This window comes from Proteus columbae (assembly GCF_009914335.1).
In the GTDB taxonomy this organism is placed as follows: domain Bacteria; phylum Pseudomonadota; class Gammaproteobacteria; order Enterobacterales; family Enterobacteriaceae; genus Proteus.
This window is the reverse complement of the sequence record NZ_CP043925.1, coordinates 1,502,595-1,524,023: the sequence shown is the minus strand read 5'-3', so window position 1 is coordinate 1,524,023 and position 21,429 is coordinate 1,502,595. Positions and strand designations below refer to the sequence as shown.

The following is a 21,429-nucleotide window of genomic DNA, read 5'->3' as shown; positions in this document are numbered from 1 at the left end:
TTCATATCAAATAATATTCGCGATAAAACATTAAGCATAATGTAAAAGCATTCATCCACCTTTATAGACTATTATTCGGATTTTTTGGAGATAATATGAGTAAGACTGTCGTTGAATATATGTTAACCCGTTTATATGACTTAGGAATAAGTGATGTTTTTGGTGTTGCGGGTGATTATGCGTTTCCCATAGAAGATACTATTTGTAATAGCAGTCATATGCGTTGGATTGGTAACTGCAATGAATTAAATGCAGCTTACGCTGCTGATGGTTATGCCCGAATTAAAGGTATGGCAGCATTATCGACAACATTTGGTGTTGGTGAGTTAAGTGCAATTAATGCTATTGCTGGCTCTTATGCAGAAAACCTACCTATTTTCCATTTAGTTGGTATGCCAGCAAGTGGTGTACAAAAAAGTAAGCGCCTTGTTCATCACACATTAGGTAATGGTGATTTTGATATTTTTTATCAATTAGGCCAACGCCTTGCTTGTGCTCACGCAATATTAACACCTGAAAATTGCATTACAGAAATGGAACGTTTAATTTCTACTGCATTAAAAGAACGTCGCCCAGTTTATATTGGCCTACCTTCTGATTATGCCACTATGCAAGTGATAGAACATTCACCTGTTATCCCCCCGAAAAGACCAGTGAGTGATAAAGAAATACTAGAAAAAGTGGTATCACTCATTATTGAAAAGCTTATACACAGCAATAATATCTGCGTATTACCAGGTATTTTATCCGCACGTTTAGGGCTATCAGATAATGTCCAAGCTTTTATCGATAAAACGGGCTTACCTTATGCCACTATGTTTATGGATAAAAGTATTTTGAGTGAATCTCATCCCCAATATGTTGGTATGTATGATGGCAAATTAATGACACCTGAAGTCAGAGAATTTGTAGAAAATAGTGAGTACGTATTAGGTATTGGTGCAATGATGACCGACTTCAATACAGGAAGTTTCACTGCCAATATTAAACCAAAACAATTTATCAACATCATGCCCGAATATGTTGAGATTGGCTCTGTTATCTACACATCGATTTATATGGAGGACGTACTCTCTGCACTGACTCAACGATTACCGAAAAGAAGTTATCATCAGATAAAAGCCAAAGGATTAGGCGAAGCTATGTTAGCTGATAATGGTAAAATTACTGCTCAATATCTATATCCTCATTTAGAAAAGTTCTTTAAACCTAATGATATTATTATTGCAGAGACAGGGACATCATCAATGGGATTAGGTTTTGCCCTATTACCAGAAGGTGCACAATTCCATAACCAAACATTATGGGGTTCTATTGGTTGGGCTACACCAGCATCATTTGGTGCTGCACTTGCAGCACCTAGCAAACGAGTTATTTTAATTACAGGTGAAGGCTCACATCAATTAACCGTACAAGAGATTAGTCAATTTGTTCGCTTCGGATTAAAACCGATCATCCTTGTTTTAAATAATGATGGTTATTTAATTGAACGATTATTATGTGATTACCCTGAAGCTTATTATAACGATCTCGCTCAATGGAATTATCATCAATTACCTAAAGCTTTTGGCGCAAGAGATTGGCATTGTGAGAAAGTCACAACGATAGATGAATTAAATAAAGCGCTTAAAGTGGCGGGATCAACAGAAAATGCCTCTTATATAGAAATAGTAACCGAACGATATGAAGCTTCTGAATTAGCACAAAAATTAAAAGAGTCTAAAGATTCGCTTTATTCATTTTAAGTTATAGTACGATTTAAATAACAAAACCTAGCTTATGCTGACTTAGCTTAGGCCAGGTTTTTATCAATATAACCATTTGATATAAAATGTATTAATTTAATAAATTTCTCAAGAGAAAGAGTGCGATTTTCATAATCACCAAGAAAAAAACAGCTTCATTAAATTCTGTTAGAACAATCATATCTTAATATTTTATTTATAACGATACGATTATTTATTTTTCAATGTAATTCTTATTATCAGAAAATGTGTAAACCACCCTATTTATCATTTATTGTTCAATTTCCTATTTGATACAGCTAATTTAATACTGATAATTTATTGTAGGCAAAAAAAATGGCTTCATTACTGAAGCCATTTCTACACTGATTTTTATGACAATTTTTATAGTATTACTTTTCTGGCATTTGTGGCATTGGTCGACGGAATCGACGAGTGATCCACACCATATAAAGAATACCAATTGCGCCCCAAACAAGTCCCAACTCCATAGAGCCTGGTTCAAGGTTTATCCACAAGACTCCCATTGTCGCAGCACCAATGATAGGCAATATCAGATAATTAATGTGATCCATTAATCCTTTATTACGACGCTCACGAATATAGAACTGTGAAATAACAGACAGATTCACGAAAGTAAACGCAACTAACGCACCAAAGTTAATTAATGCAGTAGCAGTCACTAAATCAAAGAACACGGCACCTAATGCTAAGAAACCAACTAATAGCACGTTAAATGCAGGTGTACGCCATTTTGGGTGTACATAACCAAATGTCTTCTCAGGGAATACGCCATCACGTCCCATTACATAAAGTAAACGTGCAACACCTGCGTGAGCCGCCATACCTGATGCTAATACAGTCACACAAGAGAACACTAAAATAATAGACTGGAATAAAGCTCCCGCAACATACAGCATTATTTCAGGTTGTGACTCTTCTGGGTTTTTGAATCGTGAAATATCTGGGAAATACAGTTGTAAAAAGTAAGAAACGGCAATAAAGATGATCCCACCAATCAGCGCAGTTAAGAAAATCGCTTTAGGGATAACTTTACCTGCATTTGGTGTCTCTTCTGATAATGTACTGATACCGTCAAAACCTAAGAATGAGAAACAGAGTATTGTCGCTCCGGTTATCATTGGTATGACTTCAGCATCAACAGACGCAAACGGTCTAAAGGTCCATAACTCCCCTGCACCTTCTCCGTTATAAACACCGTGAATAAGTAATCCAACAAACACAACCATTACTGCAACCTGTACAATAACGATCGCTGTATTTAAGTTAGCAACAACGTTAATACCACGTAGGTTAAAGAACGTCATTAAAGCCACTAAGCCAAATACAAAGATCCACGGTTCAACGCCCGGGAATATTGCTTGTAAATAGATTTTCGCCAATAAGATATTAATCATTGGCATAAATAAATAGTCGAGTAAAGATGACCAACCCACCATAAAGCCAACATAAGGACTCATGGATTTTTGAGCATAAGTATACGCAGAGCCTGCAGAAGGAAAACGCTTAACTAATTTTCCATAACTTACAGCTGTAAATAAAATTGCAATCAACGCAATCGCATACGAGGTTGCTACGTGACCATTCGTAATGCCAGAAACGATACCAAATGTATCGAAAATAGTCATAGGCTGTAAAAAAGCAAGCCCCATCATGACTACCTGCATTAGAGTCAAGGTCTTACGTAATTGAACTCGATTGTTAGCACCAGTTTGGTTAGTGCCGATAGAGGAGATGACGTTATCTGACATTAGCGAACCCTCCCATAACTTCGGTTTGAGTATTAGATAAACTCAACCGACAGTTACTGGGAAGACTTCGCATCTGCCTATAAACAGAATAGAATGAAGTTTTTAAGGATGTGTATGTGTTTAGGAGACGCCGTGCTCCGTAGTCATCATTGCCCGCAGTGCCGTTAGGCCCGACTGCGAAAGAGAATAATTGTACCATATTAGCATTCCTCTATCATGACAACCCTTTCTCTAAGGGGCTGGCTGCTAATCAAATTATGTTATCTATTCAGACTCAAATGAATCTGACCTCTTGGTGTAGTAATAAGTAAAAATGCAAAAAAAAACCGATGCACTTTAAACGCATCAGTCATATTTTTAGTGGGCGCATTTTGCACGTCTCAGACTTAAATAGCAATACATTTTCATCAAAAAGCCCCCTTTTTTTACGATCTTTTCAATTCGCAAACTAAGTCAACATATAACGCCACATTTTATTAACAATAATTGTGTTTTTATCACAACTCATAAGCTTTAAATATTTCAAATAACCATTACTGCAACGAAAGGAAATAAAACACAATACATTGATAAATAAGAATTAAACTTTAGATTAAAATTAATATCATCAACAAATCATCAAAATAAAGCATTTAAAATACATTAATAAGATTAATGCTAAGATTTTGTTAACTTATGCTTCTTTTATCCCTCAAAAATAGTCTTTTAATAAAAAGTGTCTATTTTTTAATAACCTGTTTTATATAAATAAAAAGTAAGAGAATAAATTGAGAAAAAAATGACTGGTAATAAGTAGAAATAACACTCTGATAGTCAGAATAAAACGATAGGTAAGATGATTTATTGAGCTAAATATAGACCTCAATATTTAAATTTTCCAGTATTTATTTTAACCCAAAGAATGATAAAAAAAGACTCCACAAGTGGAGTCTTAGTGACACAAACTGAGGGGAAAAATTAGAAGTTATAGTTCAAACCAATATTGTAACGACGACCTTCTAATGTGGTATTGAAGTGTTCTTGGTCAATACGACGATCTAACACGTTATAAACACCACCAATCACATTTAATTGTTTGGTTAAGCTGTAACTTGTACCAATATCAACAAATGCATAAGAAGGCGTACCATGTGACATAGAGGTGCGTGATAAGTAATCAGAGGTTTTACCACGGAAGTTAATACGCGCCCATGTTTCCATTTCTGGCGTGGTTTCCCAGTTTAAGGTCGCATTAGCCATATGGCGTGGCTGTTTATTTAATGGCTTACCTTTGAAATCACCACTTTTTTGTTCAGTATCGGTAAAGGTATAGTTAGCCGCTAAATTCCACTCTGGTGAAATTGTCCAATTAAAGGTGGCTTCAATACCGCGCATATTGGCTTTATCTACGTTAGTTCTATCACTAACAAAGTCATAAGGCTTCCCATTATTACCAACACCATCTGCTAATGTACAATCACGTAAATCCGTCATTTTAGAACCGTCTTTATTTGTACGGCTATCACAACGACGATCTTCCATAATCTTATCTTTAAAGTCGGTATTGAAAAGACCTAAACTTGCTGTCAGGTTTTCACGGTTATCCCAAATAATCGAGATTTCTTCAGTAACTGATTTTTCAGGTTTTAAGCTTGGGTTACCATAAATAACCGCATCATAACTACCACCACCTGTACCTTGACCCCATGATGCTGTTGCTTGACGTAAATCAGGTGAACGATAACCGGTAGAAACGCCTCCTTTTAACGTCCACTCATCAGCAAGATGCCATACGCCATATACTCGAGGTGTCCAGTGTGTACCAAAGTTTTCATCTTTATCCATACGCAGACCGCCCGTTAAAGCGAAATCGTTGGTCATCGCCCATTCATCTTCAGCAAATAGAGCCCAACTATAGCGGTCTAATTTATTGCTACCTTTAAGTTTATTTCCTTCATCTTTTAATTCTTCATAACGATATTGGGCACCAACACTTAAGGTATGGTCACCGAACATTAAAACCGTCTGATTACGTACTGTTGTGTCGTCATAATCCATTTTACGGGATGGATTACGGCTTTCATCACGCTGAACATACGTATTCATCGTACCAAAGTCATAAACACCATCATGAGTAAGTGCATAATGTGTCAGCTCATAATCAGTAAAACTGCTTTCAGGGGCTTTTCCTCGGCTAGGTAATCCAGATTTAGAATGCCATACGCGAGAGTCACGATGTTGGTTATCTTTTTTAAACTCAAAATCAATCGTGTTCTGCTCATCAGGCGTCCAACTTAAAGTACCACCACCTGTTGCTGTGATCTGACGGTTATAGCCATTCACAATTTTGTCTTCGCTACGATGTGAATATTGACCTTGAATTTTCAAGCCCAACACATTATCAATTAATGGACCACCCGCATAAAAACTACCTTGATTAGTGTTACCTGAATCTTTACGCTCTGTGATAGTGCTGTCTGCACGTAAACTAAAGTTCCACTCTTTTTGCGCTTTACGGGTAATAATATTGATAACCCCACCCATTGCATCTGAACCATATAAAGAAGACATTGGGCCACGTACAACTTCAATACGTTCAATAGCAGGTAAAGGCGGTAACCAACCTTGTTCAATACCAGAGTTATCACTATTAGGACGCGTTTCACGCGACGCAACACGCTTACCATCAACTAAGATCATGGTATATTTTGCATCCATACCACGAATACTAATATCAGAACTACTTCCACCGCCTGTTACTAATACGCCGGGAACATCTTTTAATGCGTCAGTCACATCACGGTAAGATTTGGTTTCTAATTGTTCACGAGTGACAACAGAAACCGATGCAGGTGCATCTTCAACGGTTTGCTTAAACCCAGAAGCGGTTGTTACAAGCAATTTTTCTACATTTTCTGCTGAAGCAGTCATTACAAAACTTGATGCAATAGCAGCAACAACGCCAAGCGCGATTTTATTTTTATTTAACACTACCATTCCCGATTCTCCAAGAATATATATTCTTTAAGTTTTATATAGATGGATATGTCGACAGTTGCTCAGAAATTAGGGTAATAAATAAACTTAATTACCCTTAGTTATTTTAATATTATTTTTATATCCCTATTTACTGCGTTCCTATATTTACTTCTTTTCTCTTTCTTTTTTACTTCTCTATATTTTATCCACTAAACCATCAATAATAATTTGAGGTATTCCTTGTGAACAATATTCCAATCGACCTTGAACACCATAAACATCGGCAAGGCTTTGTGCCGTGATAACCTTATCTGGCGTGCCTTGTGCAATTAACTGTCCTTGTTTCAACATTAATACATGTTCGCCATGTCGTAAGGCGATATTAATATCGTGAACAACGACGACAGTGATAATATTTCTACGGTGTGTTTCTTTAGCAACTAAATCCATTACATGATATTGGTAATTAAGATCTAGTGCGCTTAATGGCTCGTCCAATAATAATAAAGAGGGTTGTCTAATTAATGATTGAGCAAGCCCCACTAATTGTTTTTGACCACCCGATAATTCATCTAAATAACGTAATGCTAAATGCTCAATACCTAATTGGCGTAATAAGTGCATTACCTGAGCTTCACTATGTTCATTATGTAATCCACCTGAAGCACGCTGCGCCACAATAATGGACTCTAAAACATGTAAATGAACACCAGCAGGTAATGTTTGTGGCAAATAGACTACATTTTGAGCACGTTGTGCAAAATTCATCGATGCTAGATCGTTGCCATCTAAACTGACAACACCTGATGATTTATTTAATCCCGCTAACGCTCTTAATAATGTTGATTTTCCGCTACCGTTTGGCCCCAATAATACGGTGACCTTTCCTTTTGGCAAAGGCTCAACATCTAGTGCCTTAATGATAAGATGTTTAGCATACCCAGTACTAAAATCTCGGATCTTTAATCCTTCCATCATTAGATATTCCCCTTATGACGTAAAATCATACTGAGGAAAAATGGCACACCCACCAGCGATGTCACAATACCGACTGGAATAATGACACCCGGTATTAAATTTTTAGAAGCAATAGATGCCAATGATAAAACTAAAGCACCAATTAATGCGCTTGCTGGCAGATAGAATCGATGGTCTTCACCAAACATCATGCGAGCAATATGAGGGGCAACTAAACCAATAAAAGCAATTGGTCCAACAAAAGCAACTGCGAGCGCGGTTAAAATACTAATGCGCAGTAATGAGCCTAATCTTAAACGCTTTACATCAATACCAAAGCTAATCGCTCTATCTTCACCTAATCGCAATGCCGTTAACTTCCATGAACTCATCCATGAAATCACCATAATGACAGCAAAAGCACCCGCCATAACACCGAGTTTTACCCATGTTGCACGCGTTAGACTTCCCATAGTCCAGAAAACCAGACCTTGGAGAGTGTCTTCTGTTGCAATAAATTGCATCATTGAGACTAATGCATTAAAGGTAAACACCATGGCAATACCAAAAAGCACCACTCCAGATGTAGGAACTCGAGTCCAACGAGTTATTCCGTCTAATAATAAAGCTGATAATAATGCAAAGAGAAACGCATTCGCCGAAATAAACCATTGGTCAGGAATACCTGGAATACCAATACCTAAAACAATCGCTAATGCAGCACCAAATGAAGCTGCATTTGATAAACCTAATGTGAATGGACTTGCTAACGGGTTATTTAGAATAGTTTGCATTTCTGCACCCGCTAATCCTAGCGACATCCCTACCACAACCGCCATTAGGGCATAAGGTAAGCGGATATCCCATACAATCACTCGAGAACCTGCATCAACAAGCTCAGGTTGAAAAAGGGTTGTTAATAATTTATCAAGCGATAAACCAGAAGGTCCCATGGTGAAATCTAACACCACTGAACCACAAATAATTAAAAAGATAACTCCCAACCATAGCATGCGTTTATTCATCATTTTTCGATAATGGACTTTCACATTATCTGATGGATCTCTTTCATGCTCTTGTGTGGCAAATCTCTCTGACATAATGCTCATATCAATTGTTGTACCTAGTTTTTTTTCTACGTTTTTCTGCTCCTGCCAACATATTCAATAGGCAAGAACATACCGTACAACTCATCAACTGTTTCTTATGTACAGAAAGCCAATTATCTATTTGAGACAATTTATTCAACGAAGAAATGAGTCGCAAAATTATTATACGGTGAAATATATTCGCTATGTAACTTATTATATGGCGATAAGCTGTTGGTTGGCTGTATTGAGCACTAGAAGGGTTAATTATTATCAGACTCATTACATTAAGCATATTATTTACAACCAATAGCACCATTATTTTATTTTTCAGTAAATAAATTATGCGTTAACAATAAAGCAAATAATAATTATTATCAATGCGATTACTAATATAATTAGAGTTTTTGTATATTTTTTATAATTGACTGGTTAAAAAATAAAAAAGCGCCCGTTTCATAGTGATCGAGATCACAAAACGGGCGTCTTAATAACTTGATTTATAGGTTATTTTTTATTCGCAATATGTGTTGGAAATTCCATTTCGTTATAACGAATAAAGCGGGTTTTCTTCACAATCTTATAAGTAAACCAAATTAATAAAAATAATGGGATACCAATATAAGTTGCAATAGCACCATACCAGTCAATCGTATCTTCTAAGAAAGCTTGGTAATTTTGGCCTAATGTAATAATTAAACACAAAATAAAGGCAAAAATAGGACCAATTGGGAAGAAGCCAGAGCGATAAGGTAAGTCATTTAAATCACGACCTTGTGCAACATAGCCTTTACGAAAACGGTAGTGGCTAATCGCAATACCTAACCATGCAATAAAACCCGTCATTCCCGAGGTATTTAATAACCACAAGTAGACAGTTTGGTTTCCGTACATCGAGCTTAAGAAGCATAAACCAGCAACAACCGTTGTCGCATAAAGCGCATTGCGTGGCACACCATTTTTAGACAATTTACCAAAGCATTTTGGTGCTTTGCCTTCTCTTGCTAATGTAAACAGCATACGCGTTGATGCATACATGCCTGAGTTACCAGCAGAAAGTACCGCGGTTAAGATAACCGCATTCATGATGGCAGCCGCAGATAATAATCCCGCATTTTTAAAGACTAATGTGAATGGACTAACGCTAATATCACCTACATCATTACGCAGTAAATTAGGATCAGTGTAAGGGATAATTAAGCTAATAATTAAAATTGCGAAGATATAAAATAATAAGATACGCCAGAAGACTTTACGCACAGCTTTTGGAATATTTTTAGCTGGATCTTTAGATTCACCCGCCGCAATACCAATTAATTCAGTGCCTTGGAATGAGAAACCAACAATCATGGCAACACCAATCATGGCGGCAAATCCCCCCGCAAAAGGTGCATCACCAATTTCCCAATTATGCCAACCTGCGTTTTCGGCACCTCTCATAATGCCAGTGATCATCGCAATACCCACAATAATAAAGATAATTACTGTGGAAACTTTGATTAAGGAGAACCAATATTCTGCCTCACCAAACCCTTTTACAGAGATATAGTTGAGTAAGAAAATAACACCAAGGAATAGAGCACTCCAGATCCAACCATCAACATCAGGGAACCAATAGAGCATCACCAATTGTGCAGCAACAAGGTCAACAGCAATTGTAACTGCCCAGTTATACCAATAGTTCCAGCCTAATGCGAAACCAAAACCTTCTTCTACATACTTAGAACCGTATGTTGAGAATGAACCGGAAACAGGCATAAATGCGGCTAATTCCCCAAGGCTGGTCATTAGAAAATAGACCATTAATCCAATTAAAGCATAAGAGAGTAATGCCCCACCTGGCCCTGCTTGAGCAACAGTTGCACCAGATGCGACAAAAAGCCCTGTACCAATTGAACCACCAATAGCGATCATCGCTAAATGTCGCGCTTTTAACTCTCGGCGCAAAGTGCGTACTGCGCCCGAATCAGCAGTACTATTTTGTTGTTCTGACATAACATTCCACTTTTATATTCACTTTTCTAACGAGGATTGTAGCAAATCTGTCGTTCGTGAATAGCAAGGATCTGGGATTATAAGATACCTTCATGATCGGGCGTCAATTATTAGCAATTTATGAAAAATTGCCGATTAAATGTTCAGCATTACAATACGTCAGAAGTTTTTTCAATGCATCAGAGACATGTTTTTGACGATGATATACAAGATATAGAGTACGTTGTAAGGCCAGCCCTTCTACTTTTATCTCTTTTAATGAGCCATTATTAATCTGCTCTTCAATAACTCGGCGAGATAAACAGCTGATCCCCATTTCATACATTACGGCGTGTTTTATTGCTTCTGAGTTACCTAATTCCATTTCAATGCGGTAGCCCGGCAAAGAAGCAAATAGAAGATGGTTAAGTACATCTCGAGTTCCCGAACCATTTTCTCGTAAAATCCAAGGAGCCGACTGTAAATCAGTTAAAGTCACTTTTGGTGCTTTAGCTAGCGGATGATCGGGCGAGCAAAAAATAACCATTTCATCTAAAAGCCATTTCTGGCTAATGAGTTCAGAGCTTTGACAAGCACCTTCAATTAACCCTAGATCAACACGGAATTCGCTCACTAATTTAACGACTTCCTCGGTATTTCCAATACTCATTTCTAGCGGAATATCAGGATAGTTACGATGAAAATTTCCCAACATTTGAGGTAAAATATAATTACCTATTGTTGTACTTGCAGCAATGCGCAAAGCACCATTTCCAGCTTGGAATAACTGCTCCACTTCTGTTGCTCGTTCAAGTAAAGATAATGCTCTGGGATAAAGTAATCGCCCATGTTCATTTGTGACAAGCCGTTTTCCCACTCTGTCAAAAAGCTGTACGCCTAGTTGGCTTTCGAGATCAGTTAAAGATGCACTGACAGCAGATTGAGATAAAGCAAGCTGTTGTGATGCTTGCGTTGTAGAACCACTCTTGAGAACTTCAGTAAAGACTTCCAGTTGCCGCAACGTAATTCGCATATCCATTCCACCTTTGAGCTGTCATTGTAATAACATACTATCCACAAACCAGTAACATACCAAGTACATTTAAGAAAATACACCTATATTAGTTTTACTGGTTATTATTATAAAAATAATGAGTTTAATAAATAAGATTACTTGTTATATGCTTATGCAAAATTCATATAAGCAAGGTTTTTCTATGTCAGAGCAAAGTCAACCTATTACATTGGCGAAAAAATGTTTTACTCCAGTCTATCGCTGGCTTCCTGGTTTATTACTAACAGGTGTATTAACTGCGCTTGCTATTTATATTGGTGATATTCCTTGGTTTTCTAGCATGGGTTTAGGTGCATTAACACTGGCTATCCTATTCGGTATTATTGTGGGTAATACCTTTTATCCTGTTGCCAAACCTTATAGTGACGAAGGTGTCAAATTCGCTAAACACTATTTATTACGTACAGGTATTATTTTGTACGGTTTTAGACTGACTTTTCAGCAAATTGCAGATGTAGGTGCAACAGGTTTAATTATAGATGCCATTATGCTGATATCGACTTTTCTTATTGCTATGTGGATTGGTCGCAAATATTTCGGTTTAGATGAACAAACTGTCATCTTGATTGGTGCAGGTAGTAGTATTTGTGGTGCTGCGGCTGTTATGGCGACAGAGCCTGTTGTTAAAGCACAAGCAAGCCAAGTCGCTGTTGCGGTTTCTACTGTTGTGATTTTCGGGACTATTGGTATTTTTCTTTACCCTTGGTTCTATCACTTAAATGCATTTTCAGGCTGGCTACCATTTACAGAAGAAACCTTTGGTATTTTCTCAGGTTCAACAATTCACGAAGTGGCTCAAGTTGTCGCCGTCGGGCACTCAATTAGTCCTGATGCTGAAAATGCAGCGGTTATTAGTAAAATGATCCGCGTAATGATGCTAGCACCGTTCTTAATTATTCTTTCAACTTATTTAAGTAAAAAGAAAAGCAAAGCAAACAATGGCGTACAAGCTACTGAAAAAAGCCCAATTACTATTCCTTGGTTCGCCGTATTCTTTATTTTAATGGCGGGCTTTAACTCTTTGAATTTAATTCCAGCGTCTATTGTTAGTTATATTGTAACTATCGATACCATTTTATTAGCAATGGCTATGGTGGCATTAGGTTTAACAACACATATCAGTGCTATCCGACAAGCGGGCGTCAAACCGTTATTGTTAGCATTATTCTTATTTTTCTGGTTAACCCTTGGTGGTGCAATGATTAATATCTTTATTCAAACTGTGTTGATGTCTTAATAGGAATATCGATAAAAATTAATTCCCCTTAAAATTTCTCCTTGAGAAGTACTTTTCAATTGCGCAACTATTTTTAGTTGCGCTTTTTTGCTTTTATCATCTCAATATGATGTTATACGCTGTATGTTTGTTATCATGGTGTGAAATAAATCTAAGGAGAGAAATAATGAAATTTGTTGGCGCACATGTCAGTGCTGCTGGTGGCGTCGATCAGGCGGTATTACGCGCACATGAAATAAAAGCGACTGCGTTTGCCCTTTTTACTAAGAATCAGCGCCAGTGGAAAGCTGCACCATTATCCACAGAAGTTATTGATAAATTTAAAAAGAACTGCGAACTTTATAGTTATAGCCCCTCTCAAATTTTACCCCATGACAGCTATCTCATTAATTTAGGTCACCCTGAAGAAGATGCTCTCGAAAAATCGAGAGATGCATTTTTAGATGAAATGCAGCGTTGTGAACAACTAGGTATTGAGTTACTGAATTTCCATCCAGGAAGTCATTTAAATAAGATTGATGTTGATAAGTGTCTACAAAAAATTGCCCAATCAATTAACATCACTTTAGAAAAAACTAAAAATGTCACTGCCGTTATTGAAAATACAGCAGGACAAGGAACAAATCTAGGTTATCGTTTTGAACATCTAGCCGCCATTATTGATGGCGTAGAAGATAAATCTCGCGTAGGTGTTTGTATTGATACTTGCCACACTTTCGCCGCAGGTTATGATCTAAGAACAATTGAAGATTGCGAAAAAACATTCGCTGAATTTGAAAAGATTGTCGGCTTTCAATACCTAAAAGCGATGCACCTTAATGATGCAAAAAGTGAATTAGCCAGTCGTGTAGATCGCCACCATAGTTTAGGTGAAGGTAATATTGGTAAAGTGCCTTTTAGTTATATTATGCAAGATAAACGTTTTGATGGTATTCCGTTGATTTTAGAAACCATTAATCCTGATATTTGGCCTGACGAAATTGCTTGGTTGAAATCACAACAATACTAATAACAGCACTAGCAGTAATGAGATTTGCGGTTTATGCAATTTGCGGTTTATACAATTTTCGTTTTATAACAATAAACCGCAAATTACTTTATTTAATAGGCGTTAACTCAATCTTAGTCATCATTTCAGCAAGCTGGCTTCTGTCTTTTATTCCTACATCAGGCTGACTGACTGATAACGCAGAAATAGCGGTTGCAAGGCGCAATGTATGCTCACTCGTTTGGCTCATTAATAAGCCATAGACTAATCCAGCAACCATTGAATCCCCAGCACCAACGGTACTTATCACATCACAATGTGGTGGTTTTGCAAGCCATGCTCCAGATGCATTTACCCATAAAGCCCCTCTTTCACCCAGTGAAATAACGACATGCGCAATGCCTTTATCTCGCAATTGATGAGCAGCTTTAATAATATCTGCCATTTCAGTTAATGAATGTCCAACCCACGCTTCTAATTCACGATGATTAGGTTTTATCAACCAAGGTGCTGCTTTTAACCCTGCGACTAAAGCATCACGACTGCTGTCAAAAATAATGCATGGGCATAATATTCTTAACTTAATCATCCATTGGGTAAAAGCTTCAGGTTCAACACCATTAGGTAAACTTCCACTGACAACCACCATATCGAAATGACCAAGCCAATTAAGCGAATCTGTTGCAAAACGCTGCCAATCTTGCGGTGATACTGTAAATCCTGAAAAATTAAAGTCGGTGACTTGTCCTTTTCCTTCAGTTAGCTTTACATTTATGCGTGTTCGTCCTGATACGAGATAAAAACGGTTAGCCATACCATTTTCACTAAAAAAGTGCTGAAACTCTTCTTGATTTTCACGTCCCATAAACCCACTAACAGTAATATCGATACCTAAATCACGTAAGACTTTCGCGACATTATTGCCTTTACCCGCAGGATTAAGTCCAGCAGTTCGGACTAAATTAACACCACCTACATCAATAGCTGGACAAGCACCAACAAGATCATAAGCAGGGTTTAGGGTGATCGTAGCGACACGGCGACTCATGCCTTCACTCCCCAATCATTTTTTATTATGAATATTTAGGGTGTTATATATAGCATCAATTAACCTTTTATTCAGTGAAATCGAGCTGGTTCTCCTTGCACTCTATTCATCCTCAATGGAGAATATCACCCGTAAAAAGCGACTTATTTTATACATTAACTATATAAAAAAGAAAAAAGGAGTCTCAAATGTCAGTCGTAGTTGGCGTTGGTGTAATTATCACTAATGAAAATGGTGAAGTATTATTAGGAAAACGTTGTGGAAAACATGCCCCTTATTGGTCAATTTTTGGTGGACATGTTGATGAAGGTGAAACTTTTGAGCAATGTGCTATTCGAGAAATAGAAGAAGAAATTGGTATTGCGATCACTGAGCCACAAGTGATTGGTATTAGCAATAATCTAGAAACTTACCAATTAGAAGGCAAACACACAGTTTCTATTTGTATGATCGCACAACATCAAGGTGACGAACCTAAATTGATGGAGCCAGATAAATGTTCTGAAATTCGTTGGTGTTCACCTGATGATTTACCTGAGCCACACTTTGAAGCCAGTCGCAATTCTATTGCATTATGGAAAAGTAAGCAGTTTTATCAAGGCTAATTAAAAACGCCCTATCACTTTCATTATTCTGGATCTTTTTTGTTCAGAATAATGTTCGAATTATCTATTTCTGCGCAAATCTTCACTTTTTTATAGCAATATTTCTTTATCATTTCTAATAACTCTCACTCTAATCTATTGATTTATATAATCACCTTCTCCTATTGTATTATTTTTACTCACTTTTTTCTTTTATAAAGCACAATAACCTCTATTTACACCTTTATAGCAAAAGTGTATTCTTTACACCATCAAGCTAGTACATTGAGTCAATTTTATAAGGACATCCTATGTCAGAAGTCACATCAATAACAAAGCGCCCATCCATACTTGGTGGTGCAATGATCATTGCTGGCACCGCTGTGGGTGCAGGCATGTTTTCCATTCCTATTGTGACTTCCGGTGTCTGGTTTACCGGTTCTATTTTCCTTCTGATCTACACTTGGTTTTGTTTATTTATGTCGGGGTTAATGATTTTAGAAGTAAACCTTCATTATCCTTTAGGCTCAAGCTTTCATACCATAACCAAAGACTTATTAGGAAAAGGTTGGAGCACCATTAATGGACTATCTATTGCGTTTGTTCTTTATATTTTAACTTACGCTTATATTTCTGCGGGTAGCTCTATTATTGTGCAAAACTTTGCAAATGTGATAAGCGTCCCTCAAGCTATTGCTGGTTTAGTCTTTGCATTAATTGTTGCTTTCTTTGTTTGGTTATCAACACGCGCAGTGGATAGATTAAGCACCATTTTAATTGGTGGTATGGTAATTGCCTTTGTGTTAGCTATTGGCGGTCTATTTACGGAAGTAAAAATGCCTGTGTTATTTAACACTAACGAAAACAATGCAAGCTACTTGCCTTATGCTTTAGTCGCATTACCTTATTTACTGACCTCATTTGGTTATCACGGCAATATTCCAGGCTTAGTGACTTATTACCGTAAAGATGGTAAAGCTGTTATGAAAAGCTTGCTTATTGGTACATTGATTTCACTAGCGATTTATATTTTATGGCAGTTTGTTGTACAAGGTAATATTCCTCGCGAAGATTTCAAACAAGTAATTGCTGATGGTGGGAATATTGGTAACTTATTAGCACAAATGCGTTCAACAACCGCCAATGCTTCTGTATCAATGTTATTAGACTTTTTCTCTTATATGGCATTAGCAAGTTCATTCTTAGGAGTGTCATTAGGATTATTCGATTACTTAGCAGACTTCTTTAAGTTTTCAAATACAAGAAGCGGTCGATTTAAATCTGCATTAGTAACGTTTATACCACCGACTATTTTGGCAATTATTTTCCCTGATGGTTTCTTATATGCCATTGGTTTTGCAGGACTGGCAGCAACCATTTGGGCTGCGATTATTCCAGCATTAATGGCAAAAGCGAGTCGTGAGCGTAATCAAAGTCAAAGCTTTAAAGCACCCGGTGGTATGTTTATGATTGGATTCGTCATTTTGTTTGGTGTTATCAATGCCAGCGCACATATTTTAGCGAACTTTAATCTTCTTCCTATCTACCGTTAATTTCATTTCTAAAAGCTCATATCTAAAGCCAGCCCCACTTGAGCTGGCTTTGTTTTTTTATCAAATCTTATAAAAAAATGTGCGAATAACTTGCCAAGTTTCTGCACTGCGAGTAATTTTGTCGCCATTATCGTCAATGTTATTTAATGGAAGGTTTTATATGGCAAAAGCCAATGAAATTAAACGTGGTATGGCTGTTAGTTATAACAACAAGTTATTACTGGTAAAAGATATCGACATCCAAGCACCAAGTGCTCGTGGTGCAAGTACACTGTACAAAATGCGTTTTACTGATATCCGTACAGGCCAGAAAGTAGAAGAGCGTTTTAAAGGTGATGATATGATTGATACCATCAGCTTAACGCGTCGTGCTGTGAGCTTTTCTTACATTGATGGTGATGAATATATCTTTATGGATAATGAAGATTACACACCTTATACCTTCAAAAAAGATCAAATTGAAGATGAATTACTGTTTATTCCTGAGGAAGGCTTAGCGGGAATGCAAGTATTAACAATGGATGGTCAAGTTTTAGCATTAGAACTGCCACAAACTGTTGATATGGAAATTGTTGAAACTGTCCCAGGTATTAAAGGCGCTTCTGCAAGTGCTCGTACTAAACCTGCAACATTGCCAACAGGGTTAGTTATTCAGGTTCCTGAATACCTTTCTACTGGCGATAAAGTTCGTATTCATATTGCTGAACGTCGCTATATGGGCCGAGCTGACTAATCAACAGTCAAAAGCCCTACTCATTAGCATATAGCTAATGTTGCTTTAAATAGGTCAGATAATCGTAAGAAACCCAATGTGACAAACGATTATTTGACTTGTTTATCTTTTGCAACCTACCTCTGTCTACCCACAGACACATTAAAAATAGTGAACGTCAATAACACCATTCTTTTGGGTATCATCCATCCAACGGATCTCAGCCTTGCCCATATCTTGAGGCAAAATAATAGTTTGTTGGGATTTATCAAAAGACGCAGGAACAATAGATTGAGTAGATGTAAACACTTTGTTGTGTTTGTAACATTGGTATTCAGCTTTATCAAATGTGAAATTCATCTCACATGCAGGATCCACAATCGCACCCCGCAGATAAATCTGCCCTGTTGTTTGCATGGGAGCAGATGCCCAAGCTAATGATATCGAACTGGAAACGAGAAGACTACATACTACGGTCAGATATTTTCTCATAACGACCTCACTTCTTGTTTGCGCTAGCAGGTATGGGGATCACACCTACCCGACATATTTTCATCATAGCAATAAAATATGACATTTATATAGACATAAGAGGAATATTTGATGTCTATCAAATATAAGTGTTCGATGTTTATAAATAAGAAATCAACGTTGATTAAACTTAAGTCAAATATTTTTAACTTTAATAACAGTTCTATAAAAGTATTAAAATTTTATTTAATTAATACAATTATTTTTATTATTAAGTCTATGGGAAACTAATTATAAACAATGTTCATTACAGCTAAATTGTCATTAATCCATTTAATATCCATAGAGCCTTTGTTGTTAATCAATTTAGAGTTAAAGTGCTTATTCCTTTCTAACTGATATTGAGATTCTTGCATTTCAGTGCCATTCCAACAACTTGTTTTAAAAGTGTTTTTCTCTGTATCCATTAGACAATTGCCCTCAACAATTGCACCAACAAAAGTTATAGTTCCGGAACCAATGACTTTATTTTCCTTAGCAAAAGTAGGTGTACTTAATAATAAAGTTAAGCACGTAGCTGCAATACATAACTTATTCAAAACTAGCCTCCTATGATTATTGGGGTGTGTAAATTCCACAAGCCAATATGTTATTAAAGTCCTAACTAATATCGGCTTGTTACTTTATTTATTTAACTTTTATCTTTAATTAAAGAATAGAAAAAAATTATATAATACTCAAATTACGAGTATCAAGAAAAAATATTCTAAATTTGAGTTAAGTGGGTATGAAAAAATCCAACAGAAATGAAACCAAAGTATAACATTTACACAAACAGCAAATTGCAAAGATCTATTTTTTTATTTTGGTTATAGTCCTATAATTAAACTCAAACTTTTTGTGATCCAGATCACCAAATACACGTAAAATTTGTCATTTTATTATTATGAAACTTTCTTATTTTCACCAAAAAGCACTTGCTATTTTTCTACTTAATCTTGCAGGTCTAATTATTTTTTTCTCTTGGTATCTTCCAGCACAACATGGATTTTGGCTATCAATTGACACTCATATTTTTTATTTTTTTAATCAGCACATTTTACCTGATACTTTTTTTGCCTCTTTTGTGGCTTATACTAATAATAGAAAGTTTGATTTAGTTATTTTGCTGGCGATGGGTGCACTTTATTACAATACATTCCGTAAAAAAGATTATATGGGTAAACGCCATCTTGTCATTGTGGGATTAGTGATGGTAATAAGTGCAGTGCTGATTAATCAATTGGGACAAAATATTCCCATTGAAAGACCAAGCCCAACACTTCATTTTCAAGATGTGCATAGAGTAGGCGTTATGACTGGCATTCCTACAAAAGATGCCTCAGGTGATAGCTTCCCTGGCGATCATGGTTTGATGCTACTTATCTTCTGTAGCTTTATATTACGTTATCTCTCGTTTCGTTCTTTCTTATGTGCTCTTCTTATTACTGTCGTATTTTCATTACCAAGAGTTATGGCCGGTGCACACTGGGCATCAGATATATTAGTTGGTTCTATTTCTTTAACTTTAATCACAACAAGTTGGTTATTAATTACACCATTATCAAATATTATTGTCAGACAATTAGAAAAACATCTTCCTTTTAAAAAATAAAAGGGAAAACACATTTAATTTATTAAAAGAGAATAAGTGTAATATTGCACTTATTCTTTTGGTCATTTTTTTGACAGTTAAATGATATTATTATGACAAAATGAGATCTATTTTAAGTATTAGCACTTTATTATCTAATGTTTTGTAAATTAAGCGCCTTTTCTCTCGCCATTTAGCCCCTCTTTCTGTACACTTTTCTGGTTTCTTCATTATTTATTGTTTAATGTGGATATTTACGTGCTTTAGAGCACGTTTTTCGCGAAATAGGGTTGCCAGAGTTAAATTACACTATATTCTCTGGTTATTTGGTGAATAATTCATGTGCGCTTCTGCACGTAAGGATGTAAGGGAAATCTGTCACAATGAGAACAAAACCGTATATGAGAATGCTTAAGCTCATACCGGCGTTCATTGTTGTAGCTACGCTATCAGCATGTAGCTCACAGAACGCAAATTCACGCTTAGCGAATTCAAGCACTACCCCACTTAATACATCATCAAGCACATCTATTTCCCAAGCATCACAAGATGAATTTGAATCATTGGTGAAGAATCTCGATATAAAATCTAAGATACTTGACCAATATGCAGACTGGAAAGGCGTCGCTTATCGTTTAGGTGGAGATACTAAAAAAGGTATCGACTGTTCCGCCTTTGTACAAAGAACCTTTCTTGACCAATTCGGTGTAGAACTTCCTCGCTCAACCTCAGACCAACAGTTCTCTGGTACTCAGGTTAATAAATCAAAATTACAAGCAGGCGATCTCGTTCTATTCAAAACAGGCCGTACTATGCGCCATGTTGGAATTTACATCGGTAATGATAAATTTGTACATGCATCCACCAGCAATGGTGTAACAGTGTCAGAAATGTCTAATGTCTACTGGAACAAACGTTTTTATGCAGCAAGACGTGTTATTGACAAAAATGACGCAGCGCTTGTTGAAAACAACCTTTCGCAAAATGTATTAAGATAATTAATTCCCTTATATCTTATTGCAATAAAAAAGCCTCATTAAAATAAATAATGAGGCTTTTTTTATATTCTTGACCATGCTTAAACCGCACAGTAACTACATTGGTTTTATAACATTAAATAGGCGTTATAAATAAGAATATGCCGTTGGGAATGGCTCTGCAATAGCGACACCCGCGTTTTTTAAGCAACATAATGCAGCACATTCATCGTCGCTATGAAGGAAAAGGCAAGGAGCTCCATCCCACTCAATCACAACGCTATCAATATGGAGATTACTCAGATACTGACGCAAATTCTGTATTGCTTCATCCAGTGTCATACCATCATGACTTAATAATTTTAAGCCAATTAGCGTATTTTGCTTTCCAGCATCATTTTCGGGCAGTATTTCTACTCTTGTGCCTGCAAAGCCTGCTAGCCACCGATAACTCAGCGGCAGCTTATGAACTACCGAAAGTTGTACATTATCCACAAATCAATCCTGTTTCATCAACACGTTAATTTAATACATCATCAATACGAGTTTGAACTGACTTGCTCACACGCATATTAGAACTTTGTTAATCATAGAACATAAATATTACAATTGCTTTACAAAAAAAGCGAAGAGACGTATCAAACCATTCGTTTAGCT

General features: G+C 36.6%; 19 protein-coding genes. 8 read left to right on the top strand and 11 right to left on the bottom strand.

From position 1 onward, the window contains the following. The first annotated feature begins 95 nt into the window (after window positions 1-95). Window positions 96-1,745, top strand: coding sequence for an alpha-keto acid decarboxylase family protein (locus tag F1325_RS07175; RefSeq protein ID WP_160230199.1), 1,650 nt, complete (start codon window positions 96-98; stop codon window positions 1,743-1,745). Between the two features lie 392 nt (window positions 1,746-2,137). Here F1325_RS07175 and F1325_RS07170 read toward each other — a convergent pair whose 3' ends face one another. From F1325_RS07170 to yieE, 7 genes are all read right to left on the bottom strand, one after another. Beyond that, entirely contained in the window at window positions 2,138-3,517 is a 1,380-nt protein-coding gene (locus tag F1325_RS07170) for an APC family permease (protein WP_109372867.1), read from the bottom strand. Further along, window positions 3,507-3,716, bottom strand: coding sequence for a hypothetical protein (locus F1325_RS19540; protein WP_100157911.1), 210 nt, complete (start codon window positions 3,714-3,716; stop codon window positions 3,507-3,509). Before F1325_RS19540 ends, F1325_RS07170 begins: the two co-directional genes overlap by 11 nt. A gap of 758 nt (window positions 3,717-4,474) precedes the next feature. Beyond that, complete coding sequence (locus tag F1325_RS07160; protein WP_109372866.1) at window positions 4,475-6,493, bottom strand: ligand-gated channel protein; 2,019 nt, start codon at window positions 6,491-6,493, stop codon at window positions 4,475-4,477. 177 nt (window positions 6,494-6,670) lie between these two features. Continuing rightward, on the bottom strand, window positions 6,671-7,453 hold the full coding sequence (locus F1325_RS07155; protein WP_109372865.1) for an ABC transporter ATP-binding protein: 783 nt from the start codon (window positions 7,451-7,453) through the stop codon (window positions 6,671-6,673). Beyond that, entirely contained in the window at window positions 7,453-8,460 is a 1,008-nt protein-coding gene (locus tag F1325_RS07150) for a FecCD family ABC transporter permease (RefSeq protein WP_406588782.1), read from the bottom strand. The genes F1325_RS07155 and F1325_RS07150 overlap by 1 nt, the downstream gene beginning before the upstream one ends. 567 nt (window positions 8,461-9,027) lie before the next feature. Then, window positions 9,028-10,515, bottom strand: a complete 1,488-nt coding sequence (locus F1325_RS07145) for an amino acid permease (RefSeq protein ID WP_160230198.1) — start codon at window positions 10,513-10,515, stop codon at window positions 9,028-9,030. A gap of 118 nt (window positions 10,516-10,633) precedes the next feature. Continuing rightward, entirely contained in the window at window positions 10,634-11,527 is an 894-nt protein-coding gene (yieE, locus tag F1325_RS07140; protein ID WP_100157915.1) for a DNA-binding transcriptional regulator YeiE, read from the bottom strand. 184 nt (window positions 11,528-11,711) lie between these two features. On the opposite strand from yieE, the gene F1325_RS07135 reads away from it, so the two are divergent. Beyond that, window positions 11,712-12,806 carry a YeiH family protein gene (locus F1325_RS07135; RefSeq protein ID WP_162558373.1) on the top strand — a complete coding sequence of 365 codons (1,095 nt, stop codon included), beginning with the start codon at window positions 11,712-11,714 and terminating at the stop codon, window positions 12,804-12,806. Between the two features lie 166 nt (window positions 12,807-12,972). Further along, window positions 12,973-13,815: a deoxyribonuclease IV gene (gene nfo, locus F1325_RS07130; RefSeq protein WP_099074933.1), complete on the top strand. Its 843-nt coding sequence runs from the start codon at window positions 12,973-12,975 to the stop codon at window positions 13,813-13,815. Window positions 13,816-13,903: 88 nt separating this feature from the next. On the opposite strand, the gene fruK is transcribed toward nfo, so the two are convergent. Continuing rightward, window positions 13,904-14,842: a 1-phosphofructokinase gene (gene fruK, locus F1325_RS07125; protein ID WP_109372860.1), complete on the bottom strand. Its 939-nt coding sequence runs from the start codon at window positions 14,840-14,842 to the stop codon at window positions 13,904-13,906. Window positions 14,843-15,030: 188 nt separating this feature from the next. On the opposite strand from fruK, the gene F1325_RS07120 reads away from it, so the two are divergent. The 3 genes from F1325_RS07120 to yeiP all read left to right on the top strand — a co-directional run bounded on the left by F1325_RS07120 (window position 15,031) and on the right by yeiP (window position 17,712). Then, entirely contained in the window at window positions 15,031-15,447 is a 417-nt protein-coding gene (locus F1325_RS07120; protein WP_109372859.1) for a nucleotide triphosphate diphosphatase NUDT15, read from the top strand. 290 nt (window positions 15,448-15,737) lie between these two features. After that, window positions 15,738-16,979, top strand: a complete 1,242-nt coding sequence (mtr, locus tag F1325_RS07115) for a tryptophan permease (protein WP_109372858.1) — start codon at window positions 15,738-15,740, stop codon at window positions 16,977-16,979. A 160-nt stretch (window positions 16,980-17,139) separates the two neighbouring features. After that, complete coding sequence (gene yeiP, locus F1325_RS07110) at window positions 17,140-17,712, top strand: elongation factor P-like protein YeiP (RefSeq protein WP_088493223.1); 573 nt, start codon at window positions 17,140-17,142, stop codon at window positions 17,710-17,712. Between the two features lie 141 nt (window positions 17,713-17,853). Here the strand turns inward: yeiP and F1325_RS07105 are convergent, their stop codons facing one another. After that, a complete protein-coding gene (locus F1325_RS07105; protein WP_244313547.1) occupies window positions 17,854-18,108 on the bottom strand; it encodes a hypothetical protein in 255 nt (84 codons plus the stop codon). 341 nt (window positions 18,109-18,449) lie between these two features. Continuing rightward, window positions 18,450-18,761, bottom strand: a complete 312-nt coding sequence (locus tag F1325_RS07100; protein WP_109372856.1) for a hypothetical protein — start codon at window positions 18,759-18,761, stop codon at window positions 18,450-18,452. A gap of 347 nt (window positions 18,762-19,108) precedes the next feature. Here F1325_RS07100 and F1325_RS07095 point away from each other — a divergent pair, with 347 nt between their 5' ends. Both F1325_RS07095 and mepS read left to right on the top strand, forming a co-directional pair. Continuing rightward, window positions 19,109-19,816, top strand: a complete 708-nt coding sequence (locus tag F1325_RS07095) for a phosphatase PAP2 family protein (RefSeq protein ID WP_160230196.1) — start codon at window positions 19,109-19,111, stop codon at window positions 19,814-19,816. 362 nt (window positions 19,817-20,178) lie between these two features. Beyond that, window positions 20,179-20,793 carry a bifunctional murein DD-endopeptidase/murein LD-carboxypeptidase gene (mepS, locus tag F1325_RS07090; RefSeq protein ID WP_100157924.1) on the top strand — a complete coding sequence of 205 codons (615 nt, stop codon included), beginning with the start codon at window positions 20,179-20,181 and terminating at the stop codon, window positions 20,791-20,793. 126 nt (window positions 20,794-20,919) lie between these two features. On the opposite strand, the gene F1325_RS07085 is transcribed toward mepS, so the two are convergent. Further along, on the bottom strand, window positions 20,920-21,267 hold the full coding sequence (locus tag F1325_RS07085; RefSeq protein ID WP_072062745.1) for a YejG family protein: 348 nt from the start codon (window positions 21,265-21,267) through the stop codon (window positions 20,920-20,922). Between the last annotated feature and the right edge of the window lie 162 nt (window positions 21,268-21,429).

Coding starts and splice junctions, on each gene's coding strand:
- fruK (WP_109372860.1), bottom strand. CDS start 14,842: ATGAGTCGCCGTGTCGCTACGATCACCCTAAACCCTGCTTATGATCTT.
- F1325_RS07155 (WP_109372865.1), bottom strand. CDS start 7,453: ATGATGGAAGGATTAAAGATCCGAGATTTTAGTACTGGGTATGCTAAA.
- F1325_RS07175 (WP_160230199.1), top strand. CDS start 96: ATGAGTAAGACTGTCGTTGAATATATGTTAACCCGTTTATATGACTTA.
- F1325_RS07105 (WP_244313547.1), bottom strand. CDS start 18,108: ATGCAAACAACAGGGCAGATTTATCTGCGGGGTGCGATTGTGGATCCT.
- yieE (WP_100157915.1), bottom strand. CDS start 11,527: ATGCGAATTACGTTGCGGCAACTGGAAGTCTTTACTGAAGTTCTCAAG.
- yeiP (WP_088493223.1), top strand. CDS start 17,140: ATGGCAAAAGCCAATGAAATTAAACGTGGTATGGCTGTTAGTTATAAC.
- F1325_RS07095 (WP_160230196.1), top strand. CDS start 19,109: ATGAAACTTTCTTATTTTCACCAAAAAGCACTTGCTATTTTTCTACTT.
- mepS (WP_100157924.1), top strand. CDS start 20,179: ATGAGAACAAAACCGTATATGAGAATGCTTAAGCTCATACCGGCGTTC.
- mtr (WP_109372858.1), top strand. CDS start 15,738: ATGTCAGAAGTCACATCAATAACAAAGCGCCCATCCATACTTGGTGGT.
- F1325_RS07150 (WP_406588782.1), bottom strand. CDS start 8,460: ATGATGAATAAACGCATGCTATGGTTGGGAGTTATCTTTTTAATTATT.
- F1325_RS07145 (WP_160230198.1), bottom strand. CDS start 10,515: ATGTCAGAACAACAAAATAGTACTGCTGATTCGGGCGCAGTACGCACT.
- F1325_RS19540 (WP_100157911.1), bottom strand. CDS start 3,716: ATGGTACAATTATTCTCTTTCGCAGTCGGGCCTAACGGCACTGCGGGC.
- F1325_RS07160 (WP_109372866.1), bottom strand. CDS start 6,493: ATGGTAGTGTTAAATAAAAATAAAATCGCGCTTGGCGTTGTTGCTGCT.
- nfo (WP_099074933.1), top strand. CDS start 12,973: ATGAAATTTGTTGGCGCACATGTCAGTGCTGCTGGTGGCGTCGATCAG.
- F1325_RS07170 (WP_109372867.1), bottom strand. CDS start 3,517: ATGTCAGATAACGTCATCTCCTCTATCGGCACTAACCAAACTGGTGCT.
- F1325_RS07135 (WP_162558373.1), top strand. CDS start 11,712: ATGTCAGAGCAAAGTCAACCTATTACATTGGCGAAAAAATGTTTTACT.
- F1325_RS07120 (WP_109372859.1), top strand. CDS start 15,031: ATGTCAGTCGTAGTTGGCGTTGGTGTAATTATCACTAATGAAAATGGT.